The 25,650-nt window shown below is 45.4% G+C and carries 18 protein-coding genes, 2 tRNA genes and 3 rRNA genes; 10 read left to right on the forward strand and 13 right to left on the reverse strand.

Annotated elements, in window-relative coordinates; all coding sequences use genetic code 11:
• Positions 1–174 precede the first annotated feature (174 nt).
• The 3 genes from parC to dapC all read left to right on the forward strand — a co-directional run bounded on the left by parC (position 175) and on the right by dapC (position 4,355).
• Positions 175–2,427: a DNA topoisomerase IV subunit A gene (gene parC / locus ACAM39_RS09845; protein ID WP_369627550.1), complete on the forward strand. Its 2,253-nt coding sequence runs from the start codon at positions 175–177 to the stop codon at positions 2,425–2,427.
• Between the two features lie 68 nt (positions 2,428–2,495).
• Entirely contained in the window at positions 2,496–2,951 is a 456-nt protein-coding gene (locus tag ACAM39_RS09850) for a hypothetical protein (RefSeq protein ID WP_369627551.1), read from the forward strand.
• A 195-nt stretch (positions 2,952–3,146) separates the two neighbouring features.
• Entirely contained in the window at positions 3,147–4,355 is a 1,209-nt protein-coding gene (gene dapC, locus ACAM39_RS09855) for a succinyldiaminopimelate transaminase (RefSeq protein ID WP_369627552.1), read from the forward strand.
• Positions 4,356–4,431: 76 nt separating this feature from the next.
• Here the strand turns inward: dapC and ACAM39_RS09860 are convergent, their stop codons facing one another.
• Entirely contained in the window at positions 4,432–5,823 is a 1,392-nt protein-coding gene (locus ACAM39_RS09860; protein ID WP_369627553.1) for a patatin-like phospholipase family protein, read from the reverse strand.
• Positions 5,824–5,973: 150 nt separating this feature from the next.
• On the opposite strand from ACAM39_RS09860, the gene ACAM39_RS09865 reads away from it, so the two are divergent.
• Entirely contained in the window at positions 5,974–6,354 is a 381-nt protein-coding gene (locus tag ACAM39_RS09865; RefSeq protein ID WP_101965293.1) for a helix-turn-helix domain-containing protein, read from the forward strand.
• A 32-nt stretch (positions 6,355–6,386) separates the two neighbouring features.
• Complete coding sequence (locus ACAM39_RS09870; RefSeq protein ID WP_369627554.1) at positions 6,387–6,887, forward strand: IS630 family transposase; 501 nt, start codon at positions 6,387–6,389, stop codon at positions 6,885–6,887.
• A 291-nt stretch (positions 6,888–7,178) separates the two neighbouring features.
• On the opposite strand, the gene ACAM39_RS09875 is transcribed toward ACAM39_RS09870, so the two are convergent.
• The gene (locus ACAM39_RS09875; protein ID WP_369627555.1) at positions 7,179–7,739 is read right to left on the reverse strand and encodes an NUDIX hydrolase; all 561 of its coding nucleotides are present in this window, start codon (positions 7,737–7,739) and stop codon (positions 7,179–7,181) included.
• A 105-nt stretch (positions 7,740–7,844) separates the two neighbouring features.
• Here ACAM39_RS09875 and ACAM39_RS09880 point away from each other — a divergent pair, with 105 nt between their 5' ends.
• Together ACAM39_RS09880 and ACAM39_RS09885 are read left to right on the forward strand one after the other, a co-directional pair.
• On the forward strand, positions 7,845–7,994 hold the full coding sequence (locus ACAM39_RS09880; protein ID WP_369627556.1) for a hypothetical protein: 150 nt from the start codon (positions 7,845–7,847) through the stop codon (positions 7,992–7,994).
• A gap of 80 nt (positions 7,995–8,074) precedes the next feature.
• Entirely contained in the window at positions 8,075–8,674 is a 600-nt protein-coding gene (locus ACAM39_RS09885) for an NUDIX hydrolase (RefSeq protein ID WP_369627557.1), read from the forward strand.
• Positions 8,675–8,693: 19 nt separating this feature from the next.
• Here ACAM39_RS09885 and ACAM39_RS09890 read toward each other — a convergent pair whose 3' ends face one another.
• Positions 8,694–10,499 (reverse strand): D-alanyl-D-alanine carboxypeptidase/D-alanyl-D-alanine-endopeptidase, encoded by a 1,806-nt coding sequence (locus tag ACAM39_RS09890; protein WP_369627558.1) that lies wholly within the window; start codon positions 10,497–10,499, stop codon positions 8,694–8,696.
• A gap of 340 nt (positions 10,500–10,839) precedes the next feature.
• Here ACAM39_RS09890 and ACAM39_RS09895 point away from each other — a divergent pair, with 340 nt between their 5' ends.
• Positions 10,840–11,616: a hypothetical protein gene (locus tag ACAM39_RS09895; protein ID WP_369627559.1), complete on the forward strand. Its 777-nt coding sequence runs from the start codon at positions 10,840–10,842 to the stop codon at positions 11,614–11,616.
• 75 nt (positions 11,617–11,691) lie between these two features.
• Here the strand turns inward: ACAM39_RS09895 and ACAM39_RS09900 are convergent, their stop codons facing one another.
• Positions 11,692–12,339: a 3'-5' exonuclease gene (locus ACAM39_RS09900; RefSeq protein WP_369627560.1), complete on the reverse strand. Its 648-nt coding sequence runs from the start codon at positions 12,337–12,339 to the stop codon at positions 11,692–11,694.
• Between the two features lie 68 nt (positions 12,340–12,407).
• Complete coding sequence (locus ACAM39_RS09905) at positions 12,408–14,300, reverse strand: putative nucleotidyltransferase substrate binding domain-containing protein (RefSeq protein WP_369627561.1); 1,893 nt, start codon at positions 14,298–14,300, stop codon at positions 12,408–12,410.
• Positions 14,301–14,465: 165 nt separating this feature from the next.
• Here ACAM39_RS09905 and ACAM39_RS09910 point away from each other — a divergent pair, with 165 nt between their 5' ends.
• Complete coding sequence (locus ACAM39_RS09910) at positions 14,466–14,672, forward strand: hypothetical protein (protein WP_369627562.1); 207 nt, start codon at positions 14,466–14,468, stop codon at positions 14,670–14,672.
• Positions 14,673–14,804: 132 nt separating this feature from the next.
• Here the strand turns inward: ACAM39_RS09910 and rapA are convergent, their stop codons facing one another.
• The 3 genes from rapA to ACAM39_RS09925 all read right to left on the reverse strand — a co-directional run bounded on the left by rapA (position 14,805) and on the right by ACAM39_RS09925 (position 19,066).
• A complete protein-coding gene (gene rapA / locus ACAM39_RS09915; RefSeq protein ID WP_369627563.1) occupies positions 14,805–17,654 on the reverse strand; it encodes an RNA polymerase-associated protein RapA in 2,850 nt (949 codons plus the stop codon).
• 112 nt (positions 17,655–17,766) lie between these two features.
• Positions 17,767–18,579 carry a DUF72 domain-containing protein gene (locus ACAM39_RS09920; RefSeq protein WP_369627564.1) on the reverse strand — a complete coding sequence of 271 codons (813 nt, stop codon included), beginning with the start codon at positions 18,577–18,579 and terminating at the stop codon, positions 17,767–17,769.
• 43 nt (positions 18,580–18,622) lie between these two features.
• Positions 18,623–19,066 carry a diacylglycerol kinase gene (locus ACAM39_RS09925; RefSeq protein ID WP_472828210.1) on the reverse strand — a complete coding sequence of 148 codons (444 nt, stop codon included), beginning with the start codon at positions 19,064–19,066 and terminating at the stop codon, positions 18,623–18,625.
• A 264-nt stretch (positions 19,067–19,330) separates the two neighbouring features.
• On the opposite strand from ACAM39_RS09925, the gene ACAM39_RS09930 reads away from it, so the two are divergent.
• Complete coding sequence (locus ACAM39_RS09930; protein ID WP_369627566.1) at positions 19,331–20,116, forward strand: transglutaminase-like domain-containing protein; 786 nt, start codon at positions 19,331–19,333, stop codon at positions 20,114–20,116.
• 146 nt (positions 20,117–20,262) lie between these two features.
• On the opposite strand, the gene rrf is transcribed toward ACAM39_RS09930, so the two are convergent.
• The 5 genes from rrf to ACAM39_RS09955 all read right to left on the reverse strand — a co-directional run bounded on the left by rrf (position 20,263) and on the right by ACAM39_RS09955 (position 25,567).
• Positions 20,263–20,376: ribosomal RNA gene (gene rrf / locus ACAM39_RS09935) — 5S ribosomal RNA — on the reverse strand.
• Positions 20,377–20,474: 98 nt separating this feature from the next.
• A 23S ribosomal RNA gene (locus tag ACAM39_RS09940) occupies positions 20,475–23,334 on the reverse strand.
• A gap of 300 nt (positions 23,335–23,634) precedes the next feature.
• Positions 23,635–23,710: transfer RNA gene (locus ACAM39_RS09945), tRNA-Ala, on the reverse strand.
• 85 nt (positions 23,711–23,795) lie between these two features.
• Positions 23,796–23,872, reverse strand: a tRNA-Ile gene (locus tag ACAM39_RS09950).
• 163 nt (positions 23,873–24,035) lie between these two features.
• Positions 24,036–25,567: ribosomal RNA gene (locus ACAM39_RS09955) — 16S ribosomal RNA — on the reverse strand.
• The 16S, 23S and 5S rRNA genes sit together here with 2 tRNA genes alongside, the layout of an rRNA operon.
• Between the last annotated feature and the right edge of the window lie 83 nt (positions 25,568–25,650).

The raw sequence follows: 25,650 nt of genomic DNA on the forward strand, positions 1-25,650 counted from the left end.
AGTCATCTTTAAAAGGCGTTTTTGCGACACATTTTGACGTGTAAAACTGGGCAAATTTGCCATTCCATGGATTAATACTTGTTTTTCTACTCTCAAGCTTTATGATATTTCCTCATACTTCTGATCTCTCTTTTGCACTTTCTTTTATTTTTTGTCATTGATTAAGTAACCATTATGTCCGATACCCTTGTAGCAAAAATTACCAAACCAAACGATTTGAACAACCCCACTCGCTCAGTCGCTGAATTTACCGAAAACGCGTATCTGAACTATGCGATGTACGTCATCATGGACCGGGCATTGCCACACGTTGCCGACGGGTTAAAACCCGTGCAGCGCCGTATCGTTTACGCGATGAGCGAGCTTGGGCTCAAAAATACTGCCAAACCCAAAAAATCAGCGCGCACTATTGGTGACGTCATTGGTAAATACCATCCGCATGGCGACTCAGCCTGTTATGAAGCGATGGTGCTCATGAGTCAGCCGTTTAGCTACCGTTATCCACTCATTAGCGGTCAAGGCAACTTCGGCTCGCCCGACGACCCAAAATCCTTCGCTGCGATGCGCTACACCGAAGCCAAGCTATCGGCTTATGCCAATACCTTGCTAAACGAGCTTGGTCAAGGCACTGTCGATTGGCAAGACAACTTTGATGGCACCTTGCAAGAACCCGTCACCTTGCCTGCCCGTCTGCCGAACATCTTGCTCAACGGCACAACGGGCATTGCGGTGGGTATGGCAACCGATATCCCGCCACATAACTTGTCTGAAGTGGTCAAAGGCTGCATTGCGCTACTTAAAAAACCCACAATGACGGAAAAAGAGCTGGCAAAGTACATCTCTGCACCCGATTTGCCAACCAAAGCAGAAATCATCACCTCGCCTGAGGATTTGCTACAGCTATATAAAACGGGTCGTGGTAGCTACAAAATGCGCGCTACTTATCATGTCGATGACAAAGAAAAAAACTTAGTCATCATCGATGCGCTACCCTATCAAATCTCCGGCAATAAAATCATTGAGCAAATTGCCAATTTAATTAATGCCAAAAAATTGCCTTGGGTGACCGACATCTATGACGAATCCGACCACCAAAACGCTTGCCGTATCGTGCTTGAGCTGCGCTCCAACCGTGTTGATATCGAGCCGATGATGAGCCATTTGTTTGCCAGTACCGACCTTGAGAGTAATTACCGCGTTAATCTCAACATGATTGGCACCAACGGCAAACCCCAAGTCAAATCACTGCTTACCATTCTCACCGAATGGCTCTCTGTGCGCCGAGATACCGTCACGCGGCGTTTGCAATACCGTTTGGATAAAATCGAGCAGCGTTTGCATATCTTGGCGGGTTTGCTGATTGCCTATCTGCATATTGATGAGGTCATCCGTATCATCCGTGAGGAAGACGACCCAAAAGCAGAATTGATGACGCGCTATGATTTGACCGAAATCCAAGCCAACGCGATTTTGGATATTCGTCTGCGTCAACTGGCACGCCTTGAAGAAATCGAGCTCAAACGTGAACAAAGTGACCTAGAAACAGAGAAAGCCCAAATCGAAGCATACTTGAACAACCCAGATAAATTGACGGGTTTAATGATTGAAGAGCTCACTGCTGATATGAAAGAGCATGGCGATAAACGCCAATCGCCGATTGTAGAACGCACGGAAGCCACCGCGCTTAAAGAAACTGACCTAGCCCCAAGCGAGCCTGTAACGGTCATCGTGTCAAAATCAGGCTGGATTCGCTCCGCCAAAGGGCACGATGTCGATGCCGCCAATATGAATTACCGTTCGGGCGATGCCTATCTTGCCCATGCGCAAGGCAAATCCAATGAAAAAGTCTACCTCATGGATAACACCGGTCGCAGCTATCGCCTCGATGCCTATACCTTACCCTCTGCTCGGGGGCAAGGCGAGCCGCTCACAAGCCTGCTAAAACCCACGGGCGGGGCAAGTTTTATCAACGTGCTGATGGGACAAGATGACAGTAAGCTCATCATGGCAAGCTCGCAAGGATATGGCTTTATTAACACCTTTGCTGATCTTGATACCAACCAAAAAGCGGGCAAAAATGTGATTAATTTTGATGATGCCTGTAGTTTAATAACCCACCAAATTGGTGAGCAAGATACGCTAGTTGGCGTGGTCAGCTCGGCGGGGCATTTGCTGATATACCCATTGACTGAGTTACCGATGATGAAAAAAGGTAAAGGCAATAAGCTAATTGATTTAAAAGACGGTGACAGCGTGGTCGCCATCACCACATTTGCCGAAGGGGATAGTTTGTCATTGGACAGTGGTAAACGCACCTTGACGCTCAAACCGATGGATATTGCCAATTTTATGGGTACACGCGGTCGACGCGGCACACTTTTGCCAAAAGGGTTTCAAAAGGTGAGTGCTATCAGCAAAGCCAGTTAATTGAGTTCTAGCTGATTTAGTTTTAGCTCATTCGCTGTTGAATCAATGCCTTTTTTTAAAGGCATTTTTTGTGCTTAAAGTCCCGTAATAAATCAACACAAAAACCGCATTTAACCGTTGGCAGAAAATCGCTATCCTCTGCCAACTTTGCAATCAAAATTAATCTTCCTATGTATGACTCCGTATTCCAAGACATCAAGACCCATATCATTAGCTTCACAGGTTTAGAAAAAGATGCCCTGCATATTTATGTCGGCATTGTGATATTTCTTATCACAAGCCTACTTTTTAAAAATCACCGCTACCGTTGGCTTATCGCCTTATTCACGGTGATTGCTGCTGCCATCATGGGTGAAGTGCTAGACAGACATGACCAGCTTATAATCGACAAGCACTGGTACTGGCAAGGCAGTTTGCATGATATAGTAAACACCTGCTTTTTCCCGACCCTTTTTACCTTGATACTTACCTTTACCCATTTTTTTGAGCGAAACATCGCCCAAGCTCATGGTTCAAAACATTAATTGGCTATCAACTTTTAGCAAACTTTTGGTTCAATCTTGGCAAACTCAGCGATTCGGGGTAAAGTAATCTCATTTTTCACAGTATTTTTAACACCCCAGTACTTTTAAAATTAGAGTGTTTTTAAAATCCCGGTACTTTTAAAATCACAGTATTTTAAAATTAGTTCTCTCGCATATATGGACAGCCAACCCCTTATGAATCCCCAATTACAACTTTTGCATCCTTATCCGTTTGCCAAGATGGCAACGTTGCTACAAGGCATCACCCCAAACCCCAACTATGCCCCGATTAAACTGGGTATCGGTGAACCGCAGCACACACCGCCACAGTTTGTGTTAGACGTCATCAAAGACAATCTGGCTAAAATCCAAAATTACCCCACCACCAACGGTTTGCCCGAGCTGCGCCAAGCGATTGCCGATTGGGTACAGCGCCGTTTTCAGGTCAAACAATTAAATGCCGACACCCAAGTGCTACCTGTGATGGGTACACGTGAGGCGCTATTTAGTTTTGTGCAAGCGGCATTTAACCGTGAGGATAGTAAACGACCTTACGTGGTGATGCCCAATCCGTTTTATCAGATTTATGAAGGGGCGACGCTGCTCGCTGGTGGACAGCCGTATTTTGTCAATTGTACCGCTGACAATAACTTTGTCGGTGACTATGACAGTGTGCCAAGCGAGGTTTGGGAAAAAACCCAACTGGTCTTTGTGTGTAGTCCAAACAACCCAACTGGCTCGGTGATGGATATGGCGCAGTGGCAACGTCTGGTTGAGCTATCGGATAAATACGGCTTTATCCTAGCCAGTGATGAATGCTACAGTGAGCTATATTTTGAGGTGCCGCCAATTGGACTACTTGAAGTCTGCGCCAAACTCGGACGCGATGATTTTGCCAATTGCGTGGTGTTTCATTCGCTGTCAAAACGCTCCAATCTACCTGGCATGCGCTCAGGATTTGTGGCAGGTGATGCCAAGCTACTAGCGCCGTATGCCCAGTACCGCACTTATCAAGGTTGCGCGATGCCGATTCATCATCAGCTGGCTTCGATTACCGCGTGGCAAGATGAAGCCCATGTGGCAGAAAACCGCAAACTATATCGCCAAAAGTTTGATTTGTGGATGGACAAGCTGTCAGACAAATTACCGTTACGCCGTCCTGATGCGGGTTTTTATTTTTGGTTGCCGGTACAAGATGACGAGCAGTTTGTCAAAGTGATTTATGAACAGCTAAATATCCATGCGCTTGCTGGGCGTTACCTATCTCGCGATACGCCCCCATACCAAAACAACAGCGGTAACGCTGGCAAAAACCATGTGCGCATGGCATTGGTCGCAGATATCGCACAAAGCAGCGAGGCGATTGACCGATTGCTGAGCTTGGACTTATCAAATTTGGTGTAATTTTTCATAAAAAAAGTGAGGGCTAGCTACCATCACTTTTTTTGACTTTTTGTAAGTATTCAGCGTGCAACGACTGCTAGTCTTCAAGATTTTTTAGCAGGGAACTGACCTGTGCCAATTTCTTGCGTTTTTGGTGAATATCATGGGTGACAAAGATGTCATCGGTTTCAGGTAGCATAAACCAATCTGGGTGGCGAAACGTGTTCTCAATATCTTGTAAACCACTTTCCCAGTGCTCTTGCATGGTTGAGGCGCTAAACTCATAGTCTTTATAGCCACGCTCATAAGTCTTTTTGTGATAAATCAGATGAATCACGTTTTTGACACCGACTTCCGTCATTTCGCGGGCTTTATTGACGCACGATTCTTCAACTTTATCAATTTTGGCATCGTCATCGATGATTTCGAGTAACTCTTTGATAAGGCGCGTATAACGCAATTTTTGCGCCATAAAGTCAGTGACCATGCGGGTTTTACTAGAATATTGAATGTCTTTGATGCGCTCGTCAATCTCCATCATATTCTCTGGCACCGTGCCCTTGGCATTCCACAAATCCACTTGGAAAATCAATTGCTTGAGGTGCTCTTCATGGCTTAAGATTTCATTGAGTGGCGTGTTGGACACCAGTCCACCATCCCAATAATACTCCCCATCAATCTCAACCGCTGGAAAACCTGGCGGCAATGCGCCCGATGCGATGAAGTGATCGTAGCGCAATTCTTCGTTTTCATTGCTAAAAATAGCAAAGTTACCGTTACGCACATTGACCGCAGACACCGATACTTTCATCCGATTGACGTCATTGACCAGTTTTAAATCACAATAACGCTCAAGGGTCTCGCGCAGCTTATCGGTGGTATAATAGCTTAAGTGGTTGGGGGTAGTGTCATACGGCACAAAATAACGCGGTTTAAAAAAGCCACGCTGTCCTTCAATCATGGTTTGCCAAGCCTCAGCGGTAGATTCCATCACCCGCAATTGCTGCTTTAAAAAGCCATTTTCAAATATCCAAGGCATAAAATGGCTTACCATATCAATCTTGCTGAGTTTATCTAGCTCATTGGCCGTTTGACGGTAGACATTCAGCCCTGCAGGGGTGTAGTTACGATGGGTGATGGTGTTCCAAAATCCTTGCAGCGCCGCCAAACGGTTCTCTGGACGGTTACCTGCGATGATGGCGGTATTGAGCGCGCCGATTGAAATACCTGAGATACGGTCGATTTTGATACCTTGTTTATGCAGTCCTTCATAAATCCCTGCTTGGTAGGCACCGAGCGCACCGCCACCTTGTAGCAGCAAAGACACGCTATCGTATTGTTTGACCAATTCTTTGAGCGGTGGCGTGCCTTGTGGGGTGGGTTGATTGGGGTTTGGGTTTGGTGGCTCTATCGCCTTAAGCGGTGATAAATTATCAGGTGATGGCTTGGATGGTTGCGCAGGTGTGGGGATGGTTTTTCTAGTTGACATAATAATCTCATCATCCGTAAGTATAGTGGTTTTTATCTAGTATAGAATATATATCACTCAAGTATTGTAGCAAGATTTTATAGCGACAAAATGATATATAGTAAATCCTGTATTATAATGAACACAACTTAAACTTTCATAGATAGCACCATGCCAAACCTATACGACCAAGACTTACGCAAACGCACCATAGCCTACTGGCAAGAAACAAATAACAAAAGCAAAACAGCGAGAATATTCGGCATCTGTCGCAACACGCTTAACAGTTGGATAGCCTTGTACCACGACCAAGGCAATACCGAACCTAAGAAAGCACAACCAACGGGTGTAAAACACATCATAACCGACCTTGATAGCTTTGAACGATATGTCAAAGCTAAACAATTTGATACCGCTAAACAGCTACGGGAACAATATTTAAAAGACCATCCTGATGTCAGTATATCCTACAATGCGTTTGTCGATACCTTACATCGTATCAACTGGACATTTAAAAAAAGACCTTCACCTACAAAGAATCAGACCCCGTAAAACAGCAAGGTTTTAGCGTATGTTTAGCTATCATGGCTTTTTGGTTTGGTCTGACCAACATCCTATTTATGGATGAAACAGGCTTTTACCAAAGACAAGGCTATCATCGTAGCTGGTCACCGGTTGGCACACCTTGCTATGCTAAAATGGATGCCAATAAAGGCAAACGCTTAAATCTTATCGGTGCAATGAGTATGGCTGAATTTAAACTGATTGCACCTGTGACCTTTGAAGGTGGGTGTAAGCGTGATACGGTAGAAAATTGGCTTCACACGCTTGGTCAATCTTTGCCTAAAGATGAACTCGACAGCTACCCACAGCGTTTTTTAATCATGGATAATGCGCGCTTTCATCGGGGTGGTGATTTAAAACAGATTGCCGAAAAATACAACTTAACGTTACTGTATTTACCACCTTATTCTCCTGAGTTAAATCCTGTGGAGCATAAGTGGGCAGTGGTTAAGCAAAAGGTAAAACTCTCGATTAATGACTTCGATTCGCTTCATGATTGTGTTAAATACTGTGCAGTTTAATTTAGGGTTTACTATATGCGTGACTTTTTTGATGATTTTGTCATTTATGAACCTTTGATTAAACAGCAACATTGTTGCTTGAATCTCTATGTTGTATCAAAGTGAATACGCGCAATTTTTAAAAAACTGACTGTTGTATTAAAAAAAGCGGCGGCGCCGTCATTGGGGTATTTGGGACATGGAAATTTGAAGCCTAGCTATCTGAAGCCTAGCTATTTAGAGCGTATGCGCCACGCCCGTATCTTTTTAGCGAACAATTTACCGTTTAAAATTTACCGTTCAAATGGACAGTTAATCGCCCAAATGCACGTATTTGGCAATTACTTGCTGATGGATGGGGAAATTACCGAGCGTCGCCCCTGCTTTGCGGTCAGCAAAATAATGTTGCAGTGTTTCAATGACATTTTGGAACGCCAAGTCTTCCCAAGGGATGTCTTCTTCGGCAAACAACGCACATTCTAGGCTCTCGATGCCCACCCCAAATTTGCCATCTTTGAGCGAGCCGATAAATATCATATGAATCTGTCCGATATCGGGTATGTCGTATAGACAATATAACTCTAATGCACTACCGATAGCTTCGGCTTCTTCAAAACACTCACGATTGCCCCCATCTTTCATGGTCTCGCCAAGCTCCATAAAGCCTGCAGGCAACGTCCAATAACCATGCCGCGGTTCAATCGCGCGGCGACAGAGCAAAACTTTATCTTCATGGATGAGTAAACAGCCATTGATGACTTTGGGATTTTCGTAATGGATGTAGCCACAAGACGGGCATACAATGCGCGGCAGACTGTCCATCGGCGGGATTTTGGTTTCGGCTAGATGACCGCATTGCAGGCAGTAAGGCATGGCGTTTTCCTATTATTTTTATGTTTTGTGAGGTGAAAGTCGTTTTAAGTATGGTAGCATTGATTGCAGGTTTTTACATGATAAAAATGATTTGAGCAGCCGATTATGAGAAAGTTTAGCATAGTGTTTAGCTGGGTATTAAGTTTAGCATTATTAGCAGGTTGTAACGCGCTGCATACCCAGCCTAGTATGCAAAAGCCTGTCTCAGCTATGCCAGCTTTACCGCTTGATAGTGATATCGACAATAGACAATGAGTTTTAGATAAATTCGGTCAACTCAAAGCGCCCTATAAACATTGCGAAATTGCCCATTAAATTTTGATGAATTAAAAAATATGTCCACAACTAGATTTCAAAGTCCCTTACTGACCCAACTGGCTGAGCGAATTGCAAAACTGCCATTCGACCCCACACCGCAGCCGTATTCGGTACTCATCGCCATTACCAATGAAGCTGAGCCAAAAATTTTGTACTCGTTGCGCGCTTCGGATATGCGAGAACATGCCGGCGAAGTATCATTTGCAGGGGGCAGACGCGAAGACACAGACGATAGCAACCAGGCTACCGCGTTACGAGAAACGCATGAGGAAACAGGTATTCATCCCAGTCAAGTGACTGTGTTGGGCGAATTGCCACTACAATTTGCCAAAAGTGGCAGACCTGTCAAGCCGATTGTGGGGGTGATACCACCCGGTGTTAACCTTGCGCCAGAGATGTGCGAAATTGCAAGGCTATTTTGGGCAGATTTAGCCACGCTCATTCACCAGCCAACCATCGATTATGCGTATGATTTGGGTCGCCAAGTGATGGTATCACCGAGCTTTATCATTGATGGCGAGACCGTGTGGGGCTTGACTGGGCGCATCACCGCAAGCCTACTGGAAATGGGATTTGACCGCCAGATTGATTGGTATTTTAATGTTCACGATAAATAGCCAATCAACCACAAACCAATCACTGCAGCGCTGTCCACGCTAGCATTTCATCCAGCACGGCTTTGGCATTGCTATTATTTTTGACATTGTCGGCATTAATCATCCCAACCACTGCATACCATTTTCCTGATTTGCCTTGAACATAGCCTGCCATGCTGGTGACATTATTGAGCGTGCCTGTTTTGATCCAAGCATGCCCAATCGCAGGGTTATTTGGCTGGCGCAGTTTCAGCGCTTTGATGGTACCTGACTCGCCTGCCACGCCCAACGAATCACGATATACGGTAAAATTGGGTGAATGATAGGCAAGAGTTAGCAGCGCTAACATACTATTGGGCGCCACGCGGCAATCACGGCATAAGCCTGAGGCTCTAGTCATCACTGGGGGCTGTGCTTGCGGCAGCTTTTGTTGCCACCACTGGTGGATGTAGGCAAAGGTTTTTGGATAAGTGCTGATACGCTGCTTGTCGGCATACAGCGGTAGCGACAAGGCGATTTGTTCCGTCATCACATTGTTGGAGTGCTGATTGATATCTTTGATTTGCTCGTGCAATGGATTGGAGGCGACATAGCCAACCAATTTTGGGGTCAGGGGTTTGCCAAAGTATTTTAGGTATAAGCGCATATACCAAGGTAGCGCTTGCGGTATCGCCTTGGCTTGCTGCATATAGGGCACTGCAGGATTGGCAAATTCAATATTCCCTGTAAAGTTTGGCAAGATTTTTTGCCAATCGGCGATGATTTGTTGTTTGACCAGTACATCCCCATCAGGAAACGTCAGATAGCGCTTTTGCTCACCACAGAAGGCGGACGCGGTTTGGTGAAAGCTCAACCCTGTGGACGTCAATGTCCCAATCCAATCATCTTGGTTGCTATTACAAGGCGCTTGACTGGCTTTAAGTGTTGTAGGCATAGTAAAGTTTGCCAGTGCAGGCTTTAGGATGACCTGATACGCCACTACGTCTTTGGGATTAATCGAGGGTTTGGTTTGGATTTGCTCGAGATTTGCCGCGGGATTGTCGATCTCTGTCGAAGCTGATGTTGTGGATCGCGTGACGCTACTGGTATTAGGCTTTACGACCGGTGTGGCATTGGGTTTTGGCAGTGGCACTAAATCCACTTCCACTGTACCAAAATTGGTCAATAAAGCATTGGGCTGGGCATTATAAGGGCGTAACCCTTTACCATCAAACGCGTTAACATCAAAATCCACCCCTTCAAATTGGCGATTGTCGATGATTAAATTGCCTTGCACCTGCTTAATACCCTGTGCTTTAATCATGGCAAGCAGCTGGTACAAGCGCTCGTTTTCCAGTTTTGGGTCGCCACTGCCCTGCACAATCACATCACCATAAAGCGTGCCTTTCCACACAAAACCATGCTGATACAATTTGGTTTGCCAAACAAAATCTTTGCCCAAACTATCGAGCGCCACATAAGTGGGAATCAGTTTTTGCGTAGATGCAGGGGTGCGCGGCACATCAGCATTATAACTAAACAAAGGCGTTTGGGGCGCAGTCGACGCTGCATTTTGCGGATTGTCCGTTAACGGTTGTACCACCATGCTCATGCTATCGGTCGGAATATGGGCTTGGGCAAGTTTGGCTTGAATCGCTTGAGGTAGCTTGTTGACTGGATCGCGCTGACCCATGACTGCATGGCTTTGCTTGGTCACTAAATCAGTGAGTATTGGCGGTACTGGTGTGGTATCTGACGTATGACCCACCAAGGACAGACAAGCCATCCCTAGCAACAAACCCGTTTTTAAAGACAATAATTGAGTAGCGCGGGTTTGCACACCCACGGATTGGCGCGAATTTTTCATAACAACAGCAACAATGTAACGAATCTATACTAGGTATCGAATCTTATTAGGCAAAAATAAGCTGCCACCTTATCGCTTTTTGTCATAAAAATCCACTGGATTTCATAACGAATCGGCTAAAATTAAGGCATTTAGACAAACTGCCGTAGCCTTCTGTTGCAATTCTCTACATTTCAATTTTCAGATATTTGCTAAACTGTCGCCTAATTGCCACATTTCAGTCACTGCTATTGCCGACTCAAACTTCAGTTGAGGATTCTGACCCCATTGATTTGGGTGAAAAAAATTATTTAAATTAAAATTATTTAGATTAAAAAATTATTTAGGTTAAAAAAACTCTATGTTAAACAAATCTACCGCCACCTCTGCCATGACCATAGGCGCTATCAGTGTTGTGCTAGCGTTATCTGCATGCTCAAAAAAAGATGACAAAGCCGCGACCACCACTGCTTCTGCAACGATGACCACCACCACATCAACCTCTACGACTACGGCCACCTCTACGACTACCGCACCTGTGGCGACTTCCCAAGCCACCTCTAGCGCGCCTGCTAGTGCTGCTGTCACCACCACAGATTCGTCAATCACGACAACTGTCATTACGCCAGCGACTGCAGAAAAAAATGCCAATGTTAGCAGCGCCCCTACAGTTGCCGCCAAAAATGCCGCGGCTGCGACCCCCAATCTTGCCCTAAAAGCGGATTTGACGCAGTTATTTAAAACCTTAAACGAGCTTGACCGCAATACCCAAGCCAAACAAGCAGAAATGGCGAAAAAAATGCAAAACGCCAAAACCCCTGCCGATCAACAAGCTTTCTTTAAAGAAGTGGTGGCACAGTTAGATTTGCAAAAAGCCACACTCAACAAATTAAAATTTAATGACCCCCGTGTCGCACAAACCCGCGATAAAATGGTTGAAAGTATTACCAATAGCCGTGCGGGTACAGCGGCTTTAATCAAAAAACCAACGGCAACCCCAGAGACCAATCCAGAAATTGCTAAGTCGATGGAAAAAGCGCAAAAATCCGCTGAAGAAGCCCGTACCATGTTGATGCAATTAACTGAGGAAGCAGGCATCAAGCCAAAAGGCGCAGACGCCGCTGCTAGTAAAAAATAAAGTCATTTTTAAATAAAAAACTCTCATGATGAGAGTTTTTTTATGTCGGTTAGCTTTTATGGCTTCATAAGCCTGCTATGACTTCATCAGGTGGGTAAACAACATGGCAGTCATGATGGCATCATTCAAGGCATTATGGGCAGGTAATCGCGGGATTTGGTATTCTTCTAGTAGTTGATTAAGGTGTGGTAACTGCCCAACTTGGCTGGGGTCATGTCGATGCTGATTTTGTTGATACAAGCGACTGACATCGACAAGTTTATTAGCCAGCTCCACACCCAAAAACGGTTTGGCAATGGCATTTAAAAACGCCATGTCCATGTCCACACAAAACCCAATTATGGGACGGTTTTTAAGCATTGGCAATAATTGGGTGAGCATCTCGTCATACGATAAGCCATTGTCAACATCTATCGGTCTTAATCCGTGAATCACAATGGTGTCGTGGGTGGGCATCACAGGCGGACGGCATACCAAGGACAGCGCGCTATCGGTATCAATCACAAACCCGTCACTTTCTTTGCGTACCTGTACTGCACCGACACTTAAAATATAATCTTGTTTGGCATTTAGCCCGGTCATTTCTAGATCTAGGCTCACCCACTCATTGGCGACTTTAGATAGCGGGGTATCAAACAGATAGGCGTACTCAGGCTTGCTGAGCCGCTGTTTTTGTCGCTCAAGTTTTTGACCGTCGAACAGATTTTTGATGCGATGAAACATGGCTTTTCTCTAAGCAATTAACACTATCTATTTAGTTAAAAATATCTCCAATTAAAAAATATCTCCAATTAAAAAATATCTAGGCGATAATGATGGGTAATAAAGGTTTTAAAATCTTTGACCATCGCCAAACATTCTTTTAACAAATCTTTTTCCAGTGCTGATAAGTGATTGGGATTTACCGCTCGCGCTGTTCTATCCTGGGTGGTCAATGCCACATCCAGTCGTTTTGCCATAAAAAAATCCAGTGCTTCTGCCAGATTTTGCGCCATGGTGTCATCTAGCACGTGTTGCTGTGCCAGCTGTTGCAGCCGGCTTCTGGTATTGGTCTCAGTGATATGATATTCCAATGACAAGGCTCGCACGCCATGGACAATCGGGAATATCCCTGCTTTTTTTAGGTCAATATCGGTTTCACTGCCACCGACAAATTTTTGCCACCAACCACTACTATCGCCAAATTGTAGAATCGGTTTGGCGAAACGGTTGATAAAGTTGCTAGTCGCCACATTTTTTGCGCTGACTTGCCAGTGTTTTTGCAGCTGCTCAAAAAGCTTAATATCGCCGCAAACAAAATGCGCATCGACTAAGGTCGCAAGCCACATCATATCTTCACTACTGCCACTCACGTACCATGCGGTGATTTGTTTTTCAAAGGCGGTTGAAGTTTTTCGCCAACGCTCGTTGCTAAGCATAATCTTGCCATCACAATAGGGATAACCCATGTTTGCCAATGCCTCATTGAACTGCGCGGCATAGCTGGGCAGAGTGTCATCTTTAAAACCATTGCGGATAATTAGCGCGTTGTCTTGGTCAGTACGCAAGATTTGTTCACCCCGCCCTTCTGAGCCCATCACAAACAGACAGGTATTGTAGAAGGTGATAGCAGGCACAATCAGCTGCCACACCTTGGCGAACACTTGTAAATTCAAGCTTTGCACCATACGGCTGATAACATGGATTTTGATGCCGCTGGCGTGCTGCTCACGGATAAATTTACCAATCAATTCCACCGCCACCGCAACATCCTCTAAGCTCTGCGCTTGCTCAATACGAGCAACAATAAGATTAGAATGGTTGGTTAAAAAGCTCAGTAATTCAGTTTGCCCCAAAATCCCAATGATTTGACCTTGACTGTCAATAATGGGTAAACGGTGGGTACGAGTTTGTAGCATGGTTAGCAAGGCTTCACTGACATCTTGCGATTGATGCACGGTATGGATTTTAAAATTGGTAAAGTCCAGCACGGGCGTGCTTGCAAAATCAACTTTTTGTCCAATCGCTCGGCATACATCGGTTTGGGTAAAAATACCGATGCGCTCGACATACGCTGCAATGGTGGATTTTTCCACGCCTTGTGCGATGAGTTTGTCACGCTCCGTTTCGGTCATTCGCGCTTGTGACTTAACCAAAATATGCTTGATGTCAAATTGGTTCATCGCCATCGTGGCATCGTATAGCGTTGCCGTATCATCGACAAAATGCGGCGGTTTGATATGCTGTCCCAAATTGGCAATCGGTTGATATAGCAGTTTTTGACTTTCACTTTGGGCAAGGCGGGCTTGGTGATGGTTAAGACGGGCAGCGACATCGGCAAACAAGGCGTTTTTTAAGGTGGGATTTTGCTCAGTGATTGCACTTAGCACTTGCCCATCGATACGGTACATCAAAGTTTGCTGCTGGGTGATAAAGTTGAACACGCCGTTTTGCCTGACCTTAGTATCAAACCAATCGCCTGCATTTAAGGTAGAAATCAACGCATCGCCTTGTAATTGATGAACAAAGCCTTTAAGGATAATAAAAAAATCCCCTTGCCATCCCGCAGGTATAGGCTGCAAGTTGTCCAAATAGACGATTTTACTGTGCTGCTGCAGATGGGTTCGCTGCTGAGCGCTTAGGGTATCAAACGGGGGCTGGTGTAGATGTCGTATGTCCAAATTCTGTATCGTTGAGCCACTCATCTCACCATCCTTGTATTGCGGCTAAAAATAAATCTCATGTCCTATGAGTCTTGTTAGATTATAATCAAAGTTGTTTGAGGTAACAATCATGTTTCAACAAATATCGATGGGTCGTGGTGTTATTTAAACCAGTCAAACATATCAGTATAGGTAATGGGTAAACAGATGAATTATTTAGGTTTTCTTTGTTTGGGCGTAGGGATTTTGACATTGGTCGCGGGTATGCTATGTTTTTTATTATCTAAAGTCAGTAAGGAGCCGCTTGTCAGGTATAAAACCCAACGCATTGCGATGGTGCTGTTGCCACTGGCGATTGTACTGCTTAGTATCGGACTTAAATTTAGTATAAGTGTGGTGAATCCTGAGAGGTAAATAACTAGCTTTGCTAACTAGACCTGATAACTAGACCTGGTAACTGGTCTTAACCAAAAAATGCAAACCTATAACAAAGGTCAGCCTAATATAAGCTGACCTTTAACCTAAATTAACCTAAATTCAAAACAATTAAGCGGGCTTGACAGCGACTAGCACACGGATACTATCAGGAATTAAGGATAAATGACCCAGTGCATGTAAGCCCTGTTCTTGTAAACGTTTTAATTGATTGATTTCTGCGTCTCGTACATTCGGATTGATGGATTGCAAATATTGCAGGCGCTCAACTTCACGCTCATAGCGCTGATTAAATACCTCTTTGGCTTGCTCACTTATCGCAGGTAATTGCTGGTTTGCCAATGCTACCGCTTGCTCATAGCGCATTTCGATGATGTCTTTACGCGCTTTGATGACTTGACGCGCACGGGTTTTATCCAAACGATGAATATGCGACACAATCATATCAGGCGCAATTTTATCGCTAAAATCAGTCCCTTGCTGGCTTAAAAACACCCGAATGAGCGGCTTTGGCAAAAATGCGGGTAAATTAAGGAGCTTTGGTGCAATCGCTTCAACACGAAAATTGACTTCAACCAAGACCAGTCCTTCAGGCATGGCATTACTTTGTAAAGTTGCAACCGTGGTATTACCAAACGTGCCTGCGTTGACCGTTTCAAAGATACTTTGCATCAAAGGATGCTCATAAGTCATGAATTCCATGTCTTCGCGTAGTAACGCTTGGTCACGCTCAAAGGTCAAGGTCATACCATCTTCGGGGACTGCCAGTCCTTGCACTTGCACTTCATCGCTAGGATGCAGCATCAATGAGCCATCACGCTGTCCACTATATTCCATATTGATGGACGACATAAAGCGTTCAAACAAACGTGGCAACATGTGGGTATCATCAAAATCACGCATAGTGTAAGCGATTTTACTGGCGACACGCGGGCGACAAGAATTGTATTCAAGCAGTCTGTCACGCCCTGCTTGCATGGCTGCTTCTAGTGCGAGGCGCTGGGCGTTGCCTTCTTCAATCAACTGATCTAAAGTAATTTCTTGACCATCATCTTCGACTTTTTGCCCTTCAAGCAGCGGTTTTAAATCCACAATAAACTGCTCTTGAACGGTTTGCGCCGTGGGTGAGATTTGGTTAAAAATATTTAGCGCTTCGTTATACCAGCGGTACATACGTTCAGTTGCCGTGCCTTCGACGAAAGGCATATGAATGGTAATCTCGTTTTGCTGGCCAATCCGATCGAGACGACCAATCCGCTGCTCTAATGTGTCAGGATTGGCGGGCAAATCAAACAACACCAAATCGCTGGCAAATTGAAAATTACGCCCCTCAGAGCCAATTTCAGAAGCCAACAATACTTGCGCGCCTTCAATATCGGCAAAATATGCCGCCGCTTGGTCGCGCTCCAGTAGAGTCATTTGCTCAGTAAAAATCGCGGTTTTAATGCCCGCATGCAATCGTAATACTGCCTCTAAACTCTCAACCGTTGCCCCACTGCGCGCAATCAGCAGCACCTTTTGATGTTTTAAGGTGTTTTTAAGCAAGTCAACCAGCCAAGGCACTCGCGGGTCTTGTTCCAGCCAACTGCCATCGGGCTGTAACTCTTCTGGCCATAATTGTTCGCGCAATTTACCTTGGGTGTGATAGCTGTCTTGCCAACTTATCGGTAGCGGCAGCGGGTACGCCATTGAGCGCCGACCTTTGAAGCCAGAAATAAGCTCAGACACGCTCTCACGGGTATTGCGAAATAGCACACGACCAGTACCATGACGATCTAACAATTCATTGATGGCGCGCGCACGACCTTGCTCATCATCACTGATGTCATGACCTAACAACTGGGCTAATGCTGATTTTTGCTTATCTGACAGCGATTGGTCACTCAATAACACCTCAGCAATTGCTGCGGTTTGCGCAAAATTTTCTTCTGCATCGATAAAGTCGTCCAAATCATTAAAACGATTGGGATCTAACAATCGTAACCGCGCAAAATGGCTTTCTAAACCTAACTGCTCAGGGGTTGCTGTGAGTAACAACACACCTGCGGTTTGTTCGGCCAAATCTTCAACCAAATCATATTTGTCATTACCCCCCTGTTCACTGTCCCAATGCAGATGGTGCGCTTCATCCACAACCAACAAATCAAACCCCGCTTCCAAGGCTTTTTCATGCAAATCTTCATGGTCAAGTAGCAAATCGATACTGGCAATAATCAACTGCTCAGTGGTAAAGGGATTTTGCTCAGGGCCATGCTCTGCAATCGCTGCGGTTCTGACCAAATCAAAAATCGCAAACTCAAGATTGAAACGGCGACGCATTTCAATCATCCATTGGTACTGCAAACTATCAGGTACCAAAATCAAAATACGCTCAGATTTGCCGGTGATGAGTTGCTGATGAATAATTAGACCCGCTTCAATCGTCTTGCCAAGCCCTACTTCATCAGCGAGCAGGACACGCGGGGCGATACGTTTACCGACTTCATGGGCGATATACAGCTGGTGCTCAATAACATCGACACGTGCACCCATCAAGCCTCTTAATGGATGAGATGCCAAATAGGCTTGGGTACGCAGTAGCTCTTGGCGCAGTTCGTACCAATCATTTTGGTGAATACGACTGGCGAGCAACCGCTCAAGGGGTTTTGCCAAATTAATATTAGCCGCAAGGCGGGTTTCCATAATCGCACGGTCATGACCTTCAACCGAGTATTTATAGACGCCATTGGTTTCTTCAAAATCGCTGACCACATACGATGCGCCATCTTGGTCGTGTATGGTATCCCCTGCTTTGAAAGTCACACGCGACAAAGGCGCCGATGTCTTGGCATACACACGCGTTTCTTCACTTTGCGGGAACAAAATATGCACGCAGCGTTCATCAACGAGCACGACGACGCCCAGCCCCAATTCATTCTCTGTATCCGACAGATAACGTTGTCCAATCGCAAAATCAGTCATACCGCTTAACCATGCTTCCAAATTAGAAATTTAAATGATGAAAAGTAAAACTGTTTATGATAGCAAAAATTACATTTTCAAGTGAATGATTTTGTTGATAGTGGCTGTTTACTTATTCATCATTCACTACCAACGGACTGACGACTGGCATACCTTCGGTCATGAGCGCTTGTGTGAGCATCTCAATATTATACACCGCGTGACCTTTTACCGTATTTTCAAAGTAAATATACAAAGTATCAAAATTGGCCTGTTGATTGGCAATCGTCTTTGCCCAAGCTTGCATTTCTGCATTCCTGTAGCGATAATCATGCCGCTCGGCCGCCGAATGGGCATCCCACCAGTCTAAGTTTTGCCCATGCATGCGTAAATAACCGATGCGGCTAGTAAACAACAGCCGACTGGGCGGTAAACCATGGATATTTGGATAGTCCACACTACACCAAATCAAATTTTGCTGCTGAAAACTGGCATAAACTTGCGGGATATGCCAGCTTTGGTGGCGAAACTCTATCGCCAATGGTAACCCATCAAACCAACTGGTTAAGGTTGCCAAATACTGACGATGTGCCACCGTTCTATCAAAACCATGCGGAAATTGAATCAATAACGCAGCCAAGCAATCTGCCGCTAAAATAGGTTCAATTGCCTGCAAAAAAGCTTGCGCGGTCTCTGCAGTGGCGGTTAATCGGTGGGTAAAATCTTGGTGAATCTTAATCGAAAATTTTAGCTTTCCGTTGGATTTTTTGAGCATACCTTCATACGCTTTTCGACCTAAAGGCGCATAGAAGCTACTATTGATTTCAACAGTGGCATAATGACGACTATACTCGGTTAAAAATTCAGTTTTTTTGGTGTCAGCAGGATATAGGATTCCCAAAAAATCCGTATCACTGTATCCCCCTGTTCCGATATAGATGCTCATAGAAAATTGGTTCTACTTAATTGCAAAATTAGCACATCATTGATTAATAGAAATTAATAAAAGTCGTATATAACGCCATCATCCATAACAAAAACAGCATCGTCAAGGCTAATAGCTGCGCGGCAGAACCTACATCTTTACCAATCTTTGCCAGCGGATGACGTTCTGTCGATGTATGGTCAATTGACGCTTCAATACCGGTATTAAACAACTCAACGATAAGAGAAAAAAACGATGAAAACACCAGTATCATTTTAATCGGCATCATAAAAGGTAAAAAAATCAACGCAATTAATAAAATGCTATTGAGCCATGCAACCTGTCGAAAAGCCGCTTCATTTTGATACGCCGCAACCAAACCATCTTTTGAGTAACCTACGGCATTGATGATACGCTTGAGCCCTGTTTTTCCCTTGGTCTGCGCGGCATATCCTTCTAAATAGCTAGCAAATTTATCAGGACGCTGATTTGAACTAGGTGATGTCATGGTGGTCATTGGGTTATAAAAAATTTTCTCATTCTACCATAGATTAATCCTAGAATTTTCACAATATCTACTGCCACGAGCATTGATAGCCCTTGATAAACAAGCTTTAAATTATGAGAATTTAAGTGGAAATAAAATCTATAAATATTGATTGCCATTTTAATGATAATGGCATAAATTCTAAGCCTTCTGCTATTTTTTTGCAGCAATCACTCCACCTTGCAATTTTTAGTTAGTGTTGTCACCTTATTTGATGAAAAATCTATGATGAAATTACGCGCCACTTGCCAACTCGATTATTACTTTTCCCAGCCAACCCCTGCAGTGTTCCTATTACGACCGCAATCAGGGTTAGCACAGCAGATCATTCAAGAAGAATGGCAAGTCACGCCACCCCTAGCAGTTACAAGCTATAACGATAACTTTGGTAACTTATGTGATAGGGTTTTATTTCCGATGGGGGATTACCAAGTTCGCCTAACAGTTGAGCTATGCACCAGCGAATGGATAGATGTCGCACCCGGTATGCCAAAAACACCGATTGAGCATCTGCCTTCAGATACAATGGTATATTTGCTGCCCAGTCGCTATTGTCTGCCAGAATTTCTACTTCAAGAAGCCCAAATGATAACCCAAGATTTTGCCGACGGTTATGACAAAGCAGCGGCAATTTGCACCTATATTCACCAAAACTTTACTTACCAATATGGTAGCAGTACAGCAGACACCACAGCACTAGACACTTGGCAACATAAAAAAGGCGTTTGTCGTGATTTTGCCCATTTGGGTATTAGTCTGTCACGGGCATTAGATATGCCGGCTCGCATGGTGGTTGGCTACTTATATCAACTTGACCCAATGGACTTACATGCATGGTATGAGGTTTTTATTGGCGAGCGATGGTACACATTTGACGCAACGCAATCATCGCCCAAAGGCGGTCGTGTGATCTTAGGTTATGGAAGGGATGCTGCGGATGTTGCTTTTGCGACTTTCTTCGCGCCATTTGAGTTAAAAGATATGAAAGTTAATGTAGAAAAAATTGACTGATTTGAGGGTAGATGTTTAAGGTGGAATCTTTCATTAGAATGCTTTCACCCCAATTTTTTAAATATAAACCATCTAAATCTTGTGTGGTATTCGGAAAACCCCAAAGCAACACCCCCCTTACTTATGTAAGGGGGGTTGGTATAGGGAGCTGACGATGACCTACTCTCACATGGGCGAACCACACTACCATTGGCGCATTGGAGTTTCACTTCTGAGTTCGGGAAGGGATCAGGTGGGACCTCCAAGCTATTATCGTCAGCAAAGGGGGATAGAGGAATGAGTTAATTTAAAAGTAAAGTATCAGCTATATCAAGCGAGGTGATAATCGTTATTACCTACAAAGCCATTTAGGCGTTGTATAGTCAAGCCAAACGAGCAATTAGTATTGGTTAGCTACACACATCGCTGTGCTTCCACACCCAACCTATCAACGTCGTAGTCTACAACGGCTCTTTAGGGAAATCTAATCTTAAGGTGGGCTTCCCGCTTAGATGCTTTCAGCGGTTATCCCATCCGAACATAGCTACTCGGCAATGCGACTGGCGTCACAACCGAAACACCAGAGGTTCGTCCACTCTGGTCCTCTCGTACTAGGAGCAGATCCTCTCAAATTTCCAACGCCCACGGTAGATAGGGACCGAACTGTCTCACGACGTTCTAAACCCAGCTCGCGTACCTCTTTAAATGGCGAACAGCCATACCCTTGGGACCTGCTTCAGCCCCAGGATGAGATGAGCCGACATCGAGGTGCCAAACACCGCCGTCGATATGAACTCTTGGGCGGTATCAGCCTGTTATCCCCAGAGTACCTTTTATCCGTTGAGCGATGGCCCTTCCATACAGAACCACCGGATCACTAAGACCTACTTTCGTATCTGCTCGACTTGTGGGTCTCGCAGTTAAGCGCGCTTTTGCCTTTATACTCTTCGAACGATTTCCGACCGTTCTGAGCGCACCTTCGTACTCCTCCGTTACTCTTTAGGAGGAGACCGCCCCAGTCAAACTACCCACCATACATTGTCCTCAGCTCTGTTAAGCTTGAGTTAGAACCCCAACATTACCAGGGTGGTATTTCAAGGATGGCTCCACAGACACTGGCGTGCCTGCTTCAAAGCCTCCCACCTATCCTACACAGGTAAGGTCAAAGTTCAATGTAAAGCTGTAGTAAAGGTTCACGGGGTCTTTCCGTCTAGCCGCGGGTACACAGCATCTTCACTGCGATTTCGATTTCACTGAGTCTCTGCTGGAGACAGCGCCGCCATCATTATGCCATTCGTGCAGGTCGGAACTTACCCGACAAGGAATTTCGCTACCTTAGGACCGTTATAGTTACGGCCGCCGTTTACTGGGGCTTCGATCAAGAGCTTCGCTTACGCTAACCCCATCAATTAACCTTCCAGCACCGGGCAGGCATCACACCCTATACGTCCACTTTCGTGTTTGCAGAGTGCTGTGTTTTTAATAAACAGTTGCAGCGGCCTGGTATCTGCGACTGCCAATAGCTTTGTAGAGCATGTCTACTCACCATCGGCAGCGTACCTTCTCCCGAAGTTACGGTACCATTTTGCCTAGTTCCTTCAGCAGAGTTCTCTCAAGCGCCTTGGTATTCTCTACCTGACCACCTGTGTCGGTTTAGGGTACGATTTCTTTATGACTATCGCTTAGAAGCTTTTCCTGGAAGCAGGGTATTTGCCACTTCGCTGTACAAGTACAGCTTGCTATCAGATCTCATTAATAACCTAGCGGATTTGCCTACTAAGTCTAACTACATCCTTCCACTTGGACAACCATCGCCAAGCTGGCATAACCTTCTCCGTCCCTCCATCGCATCATAAACAAGTATCGGAATATTAACCGATTTCCCATCGACTACGCCTTTCGGCCTCGCCTTAGGGGTCGACTCACCCAGCCCCGATTAACGTTGGACTGGAACCCTTGGTCTTCCGGCGTGCGAGCTTTTCACTCGCATTGTCGTTACTCACGTCAGCATTCGCTCTTGTGATACCTCCAGCATGCTTTACAACACACCTTCACAGGCTTACACAATGCTCCCCTACCACTTAATTGAAACAATTAAATCCGCAGCTTCGGCTCCTAGTTTGAGCCCCGTTACATCTTCCGCGCAGGCCGACTCGACTAGTGAGCTATTACGCTTTCTTTAAAGGATGGCTGCTTCTAAGCCAACCTCCTAGCTGTCTGTGCCTTCCCACATCGTTTCCCACTTAACTAGGAATTTGGGGCCTTAGCTGGCGGTCTGGGTTGTTTCCCTCTTGACGACGGACGTTAGCACCCGCCGTCTGTCTCCCGGATATCACTCATCGGTATTCGGAGTTTGCATCGGTTTGGTAAGTCGAGATGACCCCCTAGCCGAAACAGTGCTCTACCCCCAATGGTGTTCGTCCGAGGCGCTACCTAAATAGCTTTCGGGGAGAACCAGCTATCACCGAGTTTGATTAGCCTTTCACCCCTATCCACAAGTCATCCCCTGGCTTTTCAACGACAGTGGGTTCGGTCCTCCGGTAACTGTTACGTCACTTTCAACCTGCTCATGGATAGATCACTCGGTTTCGGGTCTATACCCTGCAACTAGACGCCCTATTAAGACTCGGTTTCCCTACGGCTCCCCTATTCGGTTAACCTTGCTACAGAATATAAGTCGCTGACCCATTATACAAAAGGTACGCCGTCACATCATAAATGATGCTCCGACTGCTTGTATGCACACGGTTTCAGGTTCTATTTCACTCCCCTCACAGGGGTTCTTTTCGCCTTTCCCTCACGGTACTGGTTCACTATCGGTCAGTCAGGAGTATTTAGCCTTGGAGGATGGTCCCCCCATCTTCAGACAGAATTTCTCGTGTTCCGCCCTACTTAATATGCTCATTAAAGTGTTTCGAATACGGGACTATCACCCTTTACAGTAGGCCTTTCCAAACCTTTCTTCTACACTAAAACTCGTCGGCTCCTCCCCGTTCGCTCGCCGCTACTAGGGGAATCTCTATTGATGTCTTTTCCTCGGGTTACTGAGATGTTTCACTTCTCCCGGTTTGCCTCGTAAATAAATTTACGATACCTGTCTTATGACAAGTGGGTTTCCCCATTCAGATATCGCCGGATCACAGGATATTGCCGCCTCCCCGACGCTTTTCGCAGGCTGTCACGTCTTTCATCGCCTCTGACTGCCAAGGCATCCACCATGTGCACTTCATTACTTGACTATACAACCCTAAAGGGTCGTATAGGTAATGGTAACGATCTTCACCTATGTTTACGCTTGATTCAGTTCTCTTTACTTTTAAGTAATCAGTTGTTCCAATCATTTCTTTGGGTCTGATTGGCTGATTACTAAGGTTAATTATCTTCGTTGGAACTTGATAATTAACCCAGACTCATTTCTCTATGTTGTTATTGAATTATCAGACCCTCGTCAGGTCGTGATTTCTGATAAAACAGATTGAAGTAATCTCTTAATACACTTACTAAATTACTCTGTCTGCTTTATTACGTTAAGCTAATTATGGTGGAGCCAAGGAGAGTCGAACTCCTGACCTCCTGCGTGCAAGGCAGGCGCTCTACCAACTGAGCTATGGCCCCTGAGCAAGGATCAGCAAAGCATCGCTTTGCCCGAGTGCAAGAGAATTTACCAAGTAAATTCTAAAGCATTTAACCTCTGGTTAAATGGTGGGTCTAATAAGACTTGAACTTATGACCCCTGCCTTATCAAGGCAGTGCTCTAACCAACTGAGCTATAGACCCCGAGAACCGTTAAAAAATTGCATCGCAATTTTAGGTTCGAGCTAAAATCCTTTGCTAAGGATTTTAGTCTTAGCCTTGCTATTTGCGCTGCTGTAGATTAACGATTATTAGCTTATTTATACACAAGAACAACTTGCTGTGAATTCTCACTTAGTGCTTTAGTTAAGGAGGTGATCCAGCCGCAGGTTCCCCTACGGCTACCTTGTTACGACTTCACCCCAGTCATCGACCACACCGTGGTAAGCGCCCTCTTTCGTTAGGCTACCTACTTCTGGTGCAATAGACTCCCATGGTGTGACGGGCGGTGTGTACAAGGCCCGGGAACGTATTCACCGCAGCATTCTGATCTGCGATTACTAGCGATTCCGACTTCATGGAGTCGAGTTGCAGACTCCAATCCGGACTACGATAGGCTTTTTGAGATTAGCATCACATCGCTGTGTAGCAACCCTCTGTACCTACCATTGTAGCACGTGTGTAGCCCTGGTCGTAAGGGCCATGATGACTTGACGTCGTCCCCGCCTTCCTCCAGTTTGTCACTGGCAGTATCCTTAAAGTTCCCGGCTTAACCCGCTGGCAAATAAGGAAAAGGGTTGCGCTCGTTGCGGGACTTAACCCAACATCTCACGACACGAGCTGACGACAGCCATGCAGCACCTGTATGTGAGTTCCCGAAGGCACTCTCTCATCTCTGAGAGATTCTCACTATGTCAAGACCAGGTAAGGTTCTTCGCGTTGCATCGAATTAAACCACATGCTCCACCGCTTGTGCGGGCCCCCGTCAATTCATTTGAGTTTTAACCTTGCGGCCGTACTCCCCAGGCGGTCTACTTATCGCGTTAACTGCGCCACTAAAGTCTCAAGGACCCCAACGGCTAGTAGACATCGTTTACGGCGTGGACTACCAGGGTATCTAATCCTGTTTGCTACCCACGCTTTCGAATCTCAGTGTCAATATTATGCCAGGAAGCTGCCTTCGCCATCGGTATTCCTCCAGATCTCTACGCATTTCACCGCTACACCTGGAATTCTACTTCCCTCTCACATATTCTAGCACCACCAGTATCACATGCAGTTCCCAGGTTAAGCCCGGGGATTTCACATGTGACTTAATGAGCCACCTACACTCGCTTTACGCCCAGTAATTCCGATTAACGCTCGCACCCTCTGTATTACCGCGGCTGCTGGCACAGAGTTAGCCGGTGCTTATTCTGCAGGTAACGTCTAATCTAATGGGTATTAACCATTAGCCTCTCCTCCCTGCTTAAAGTGCTTTACAACCAAAAGGCCTTCTTCACACACGCGGCATGGCTGGATCAGGGTTGCCCCCATTGTCCAATATTCCCCACTGCTGCCTCCCGTAGGAGTCCGGACCGTGTCTCAGTTCCGGTGTGACTGATCATCCTCTCAGACCAGTTACAGATCGTCGCCTTGGTGGGCCTTTACCCCACCAACTAGCTAATCTGATTTAGGCTCATCTAATAGCAAGAGCTTGCGCCCCCTTTCACCCGTAGGTCGTATGCGGTATTAATTCGAGTTTCCCCGAGCTATCCCCCACTACTAGGCAGATTCCTAAATGTTACTCACCCGTCCGCCACTAATCATCTCTAGCAAGCTAGAGTTTCATCGTTCGACTTGCATGTGTTAAGCCTGCCGCCAGCGTTCAATCTGAGCCATGATCAAACTCTTCAGTTTAATCTTTCTATCTATTGTCACCGCTACGCGGTGTCAATAGATTTAATTTGTTGACTCAATTATTTATACTGTCTTTGCTCAAA

The organism is Moraxella sp. K02 (genome assembly GCF_041154755.1).
Classification (GTDB): domain Bacteria; phylum Pseudomonadota; class Gammaproteobacteria; order Pseudomonadales; family Moraxellaceae; genus Faucicola.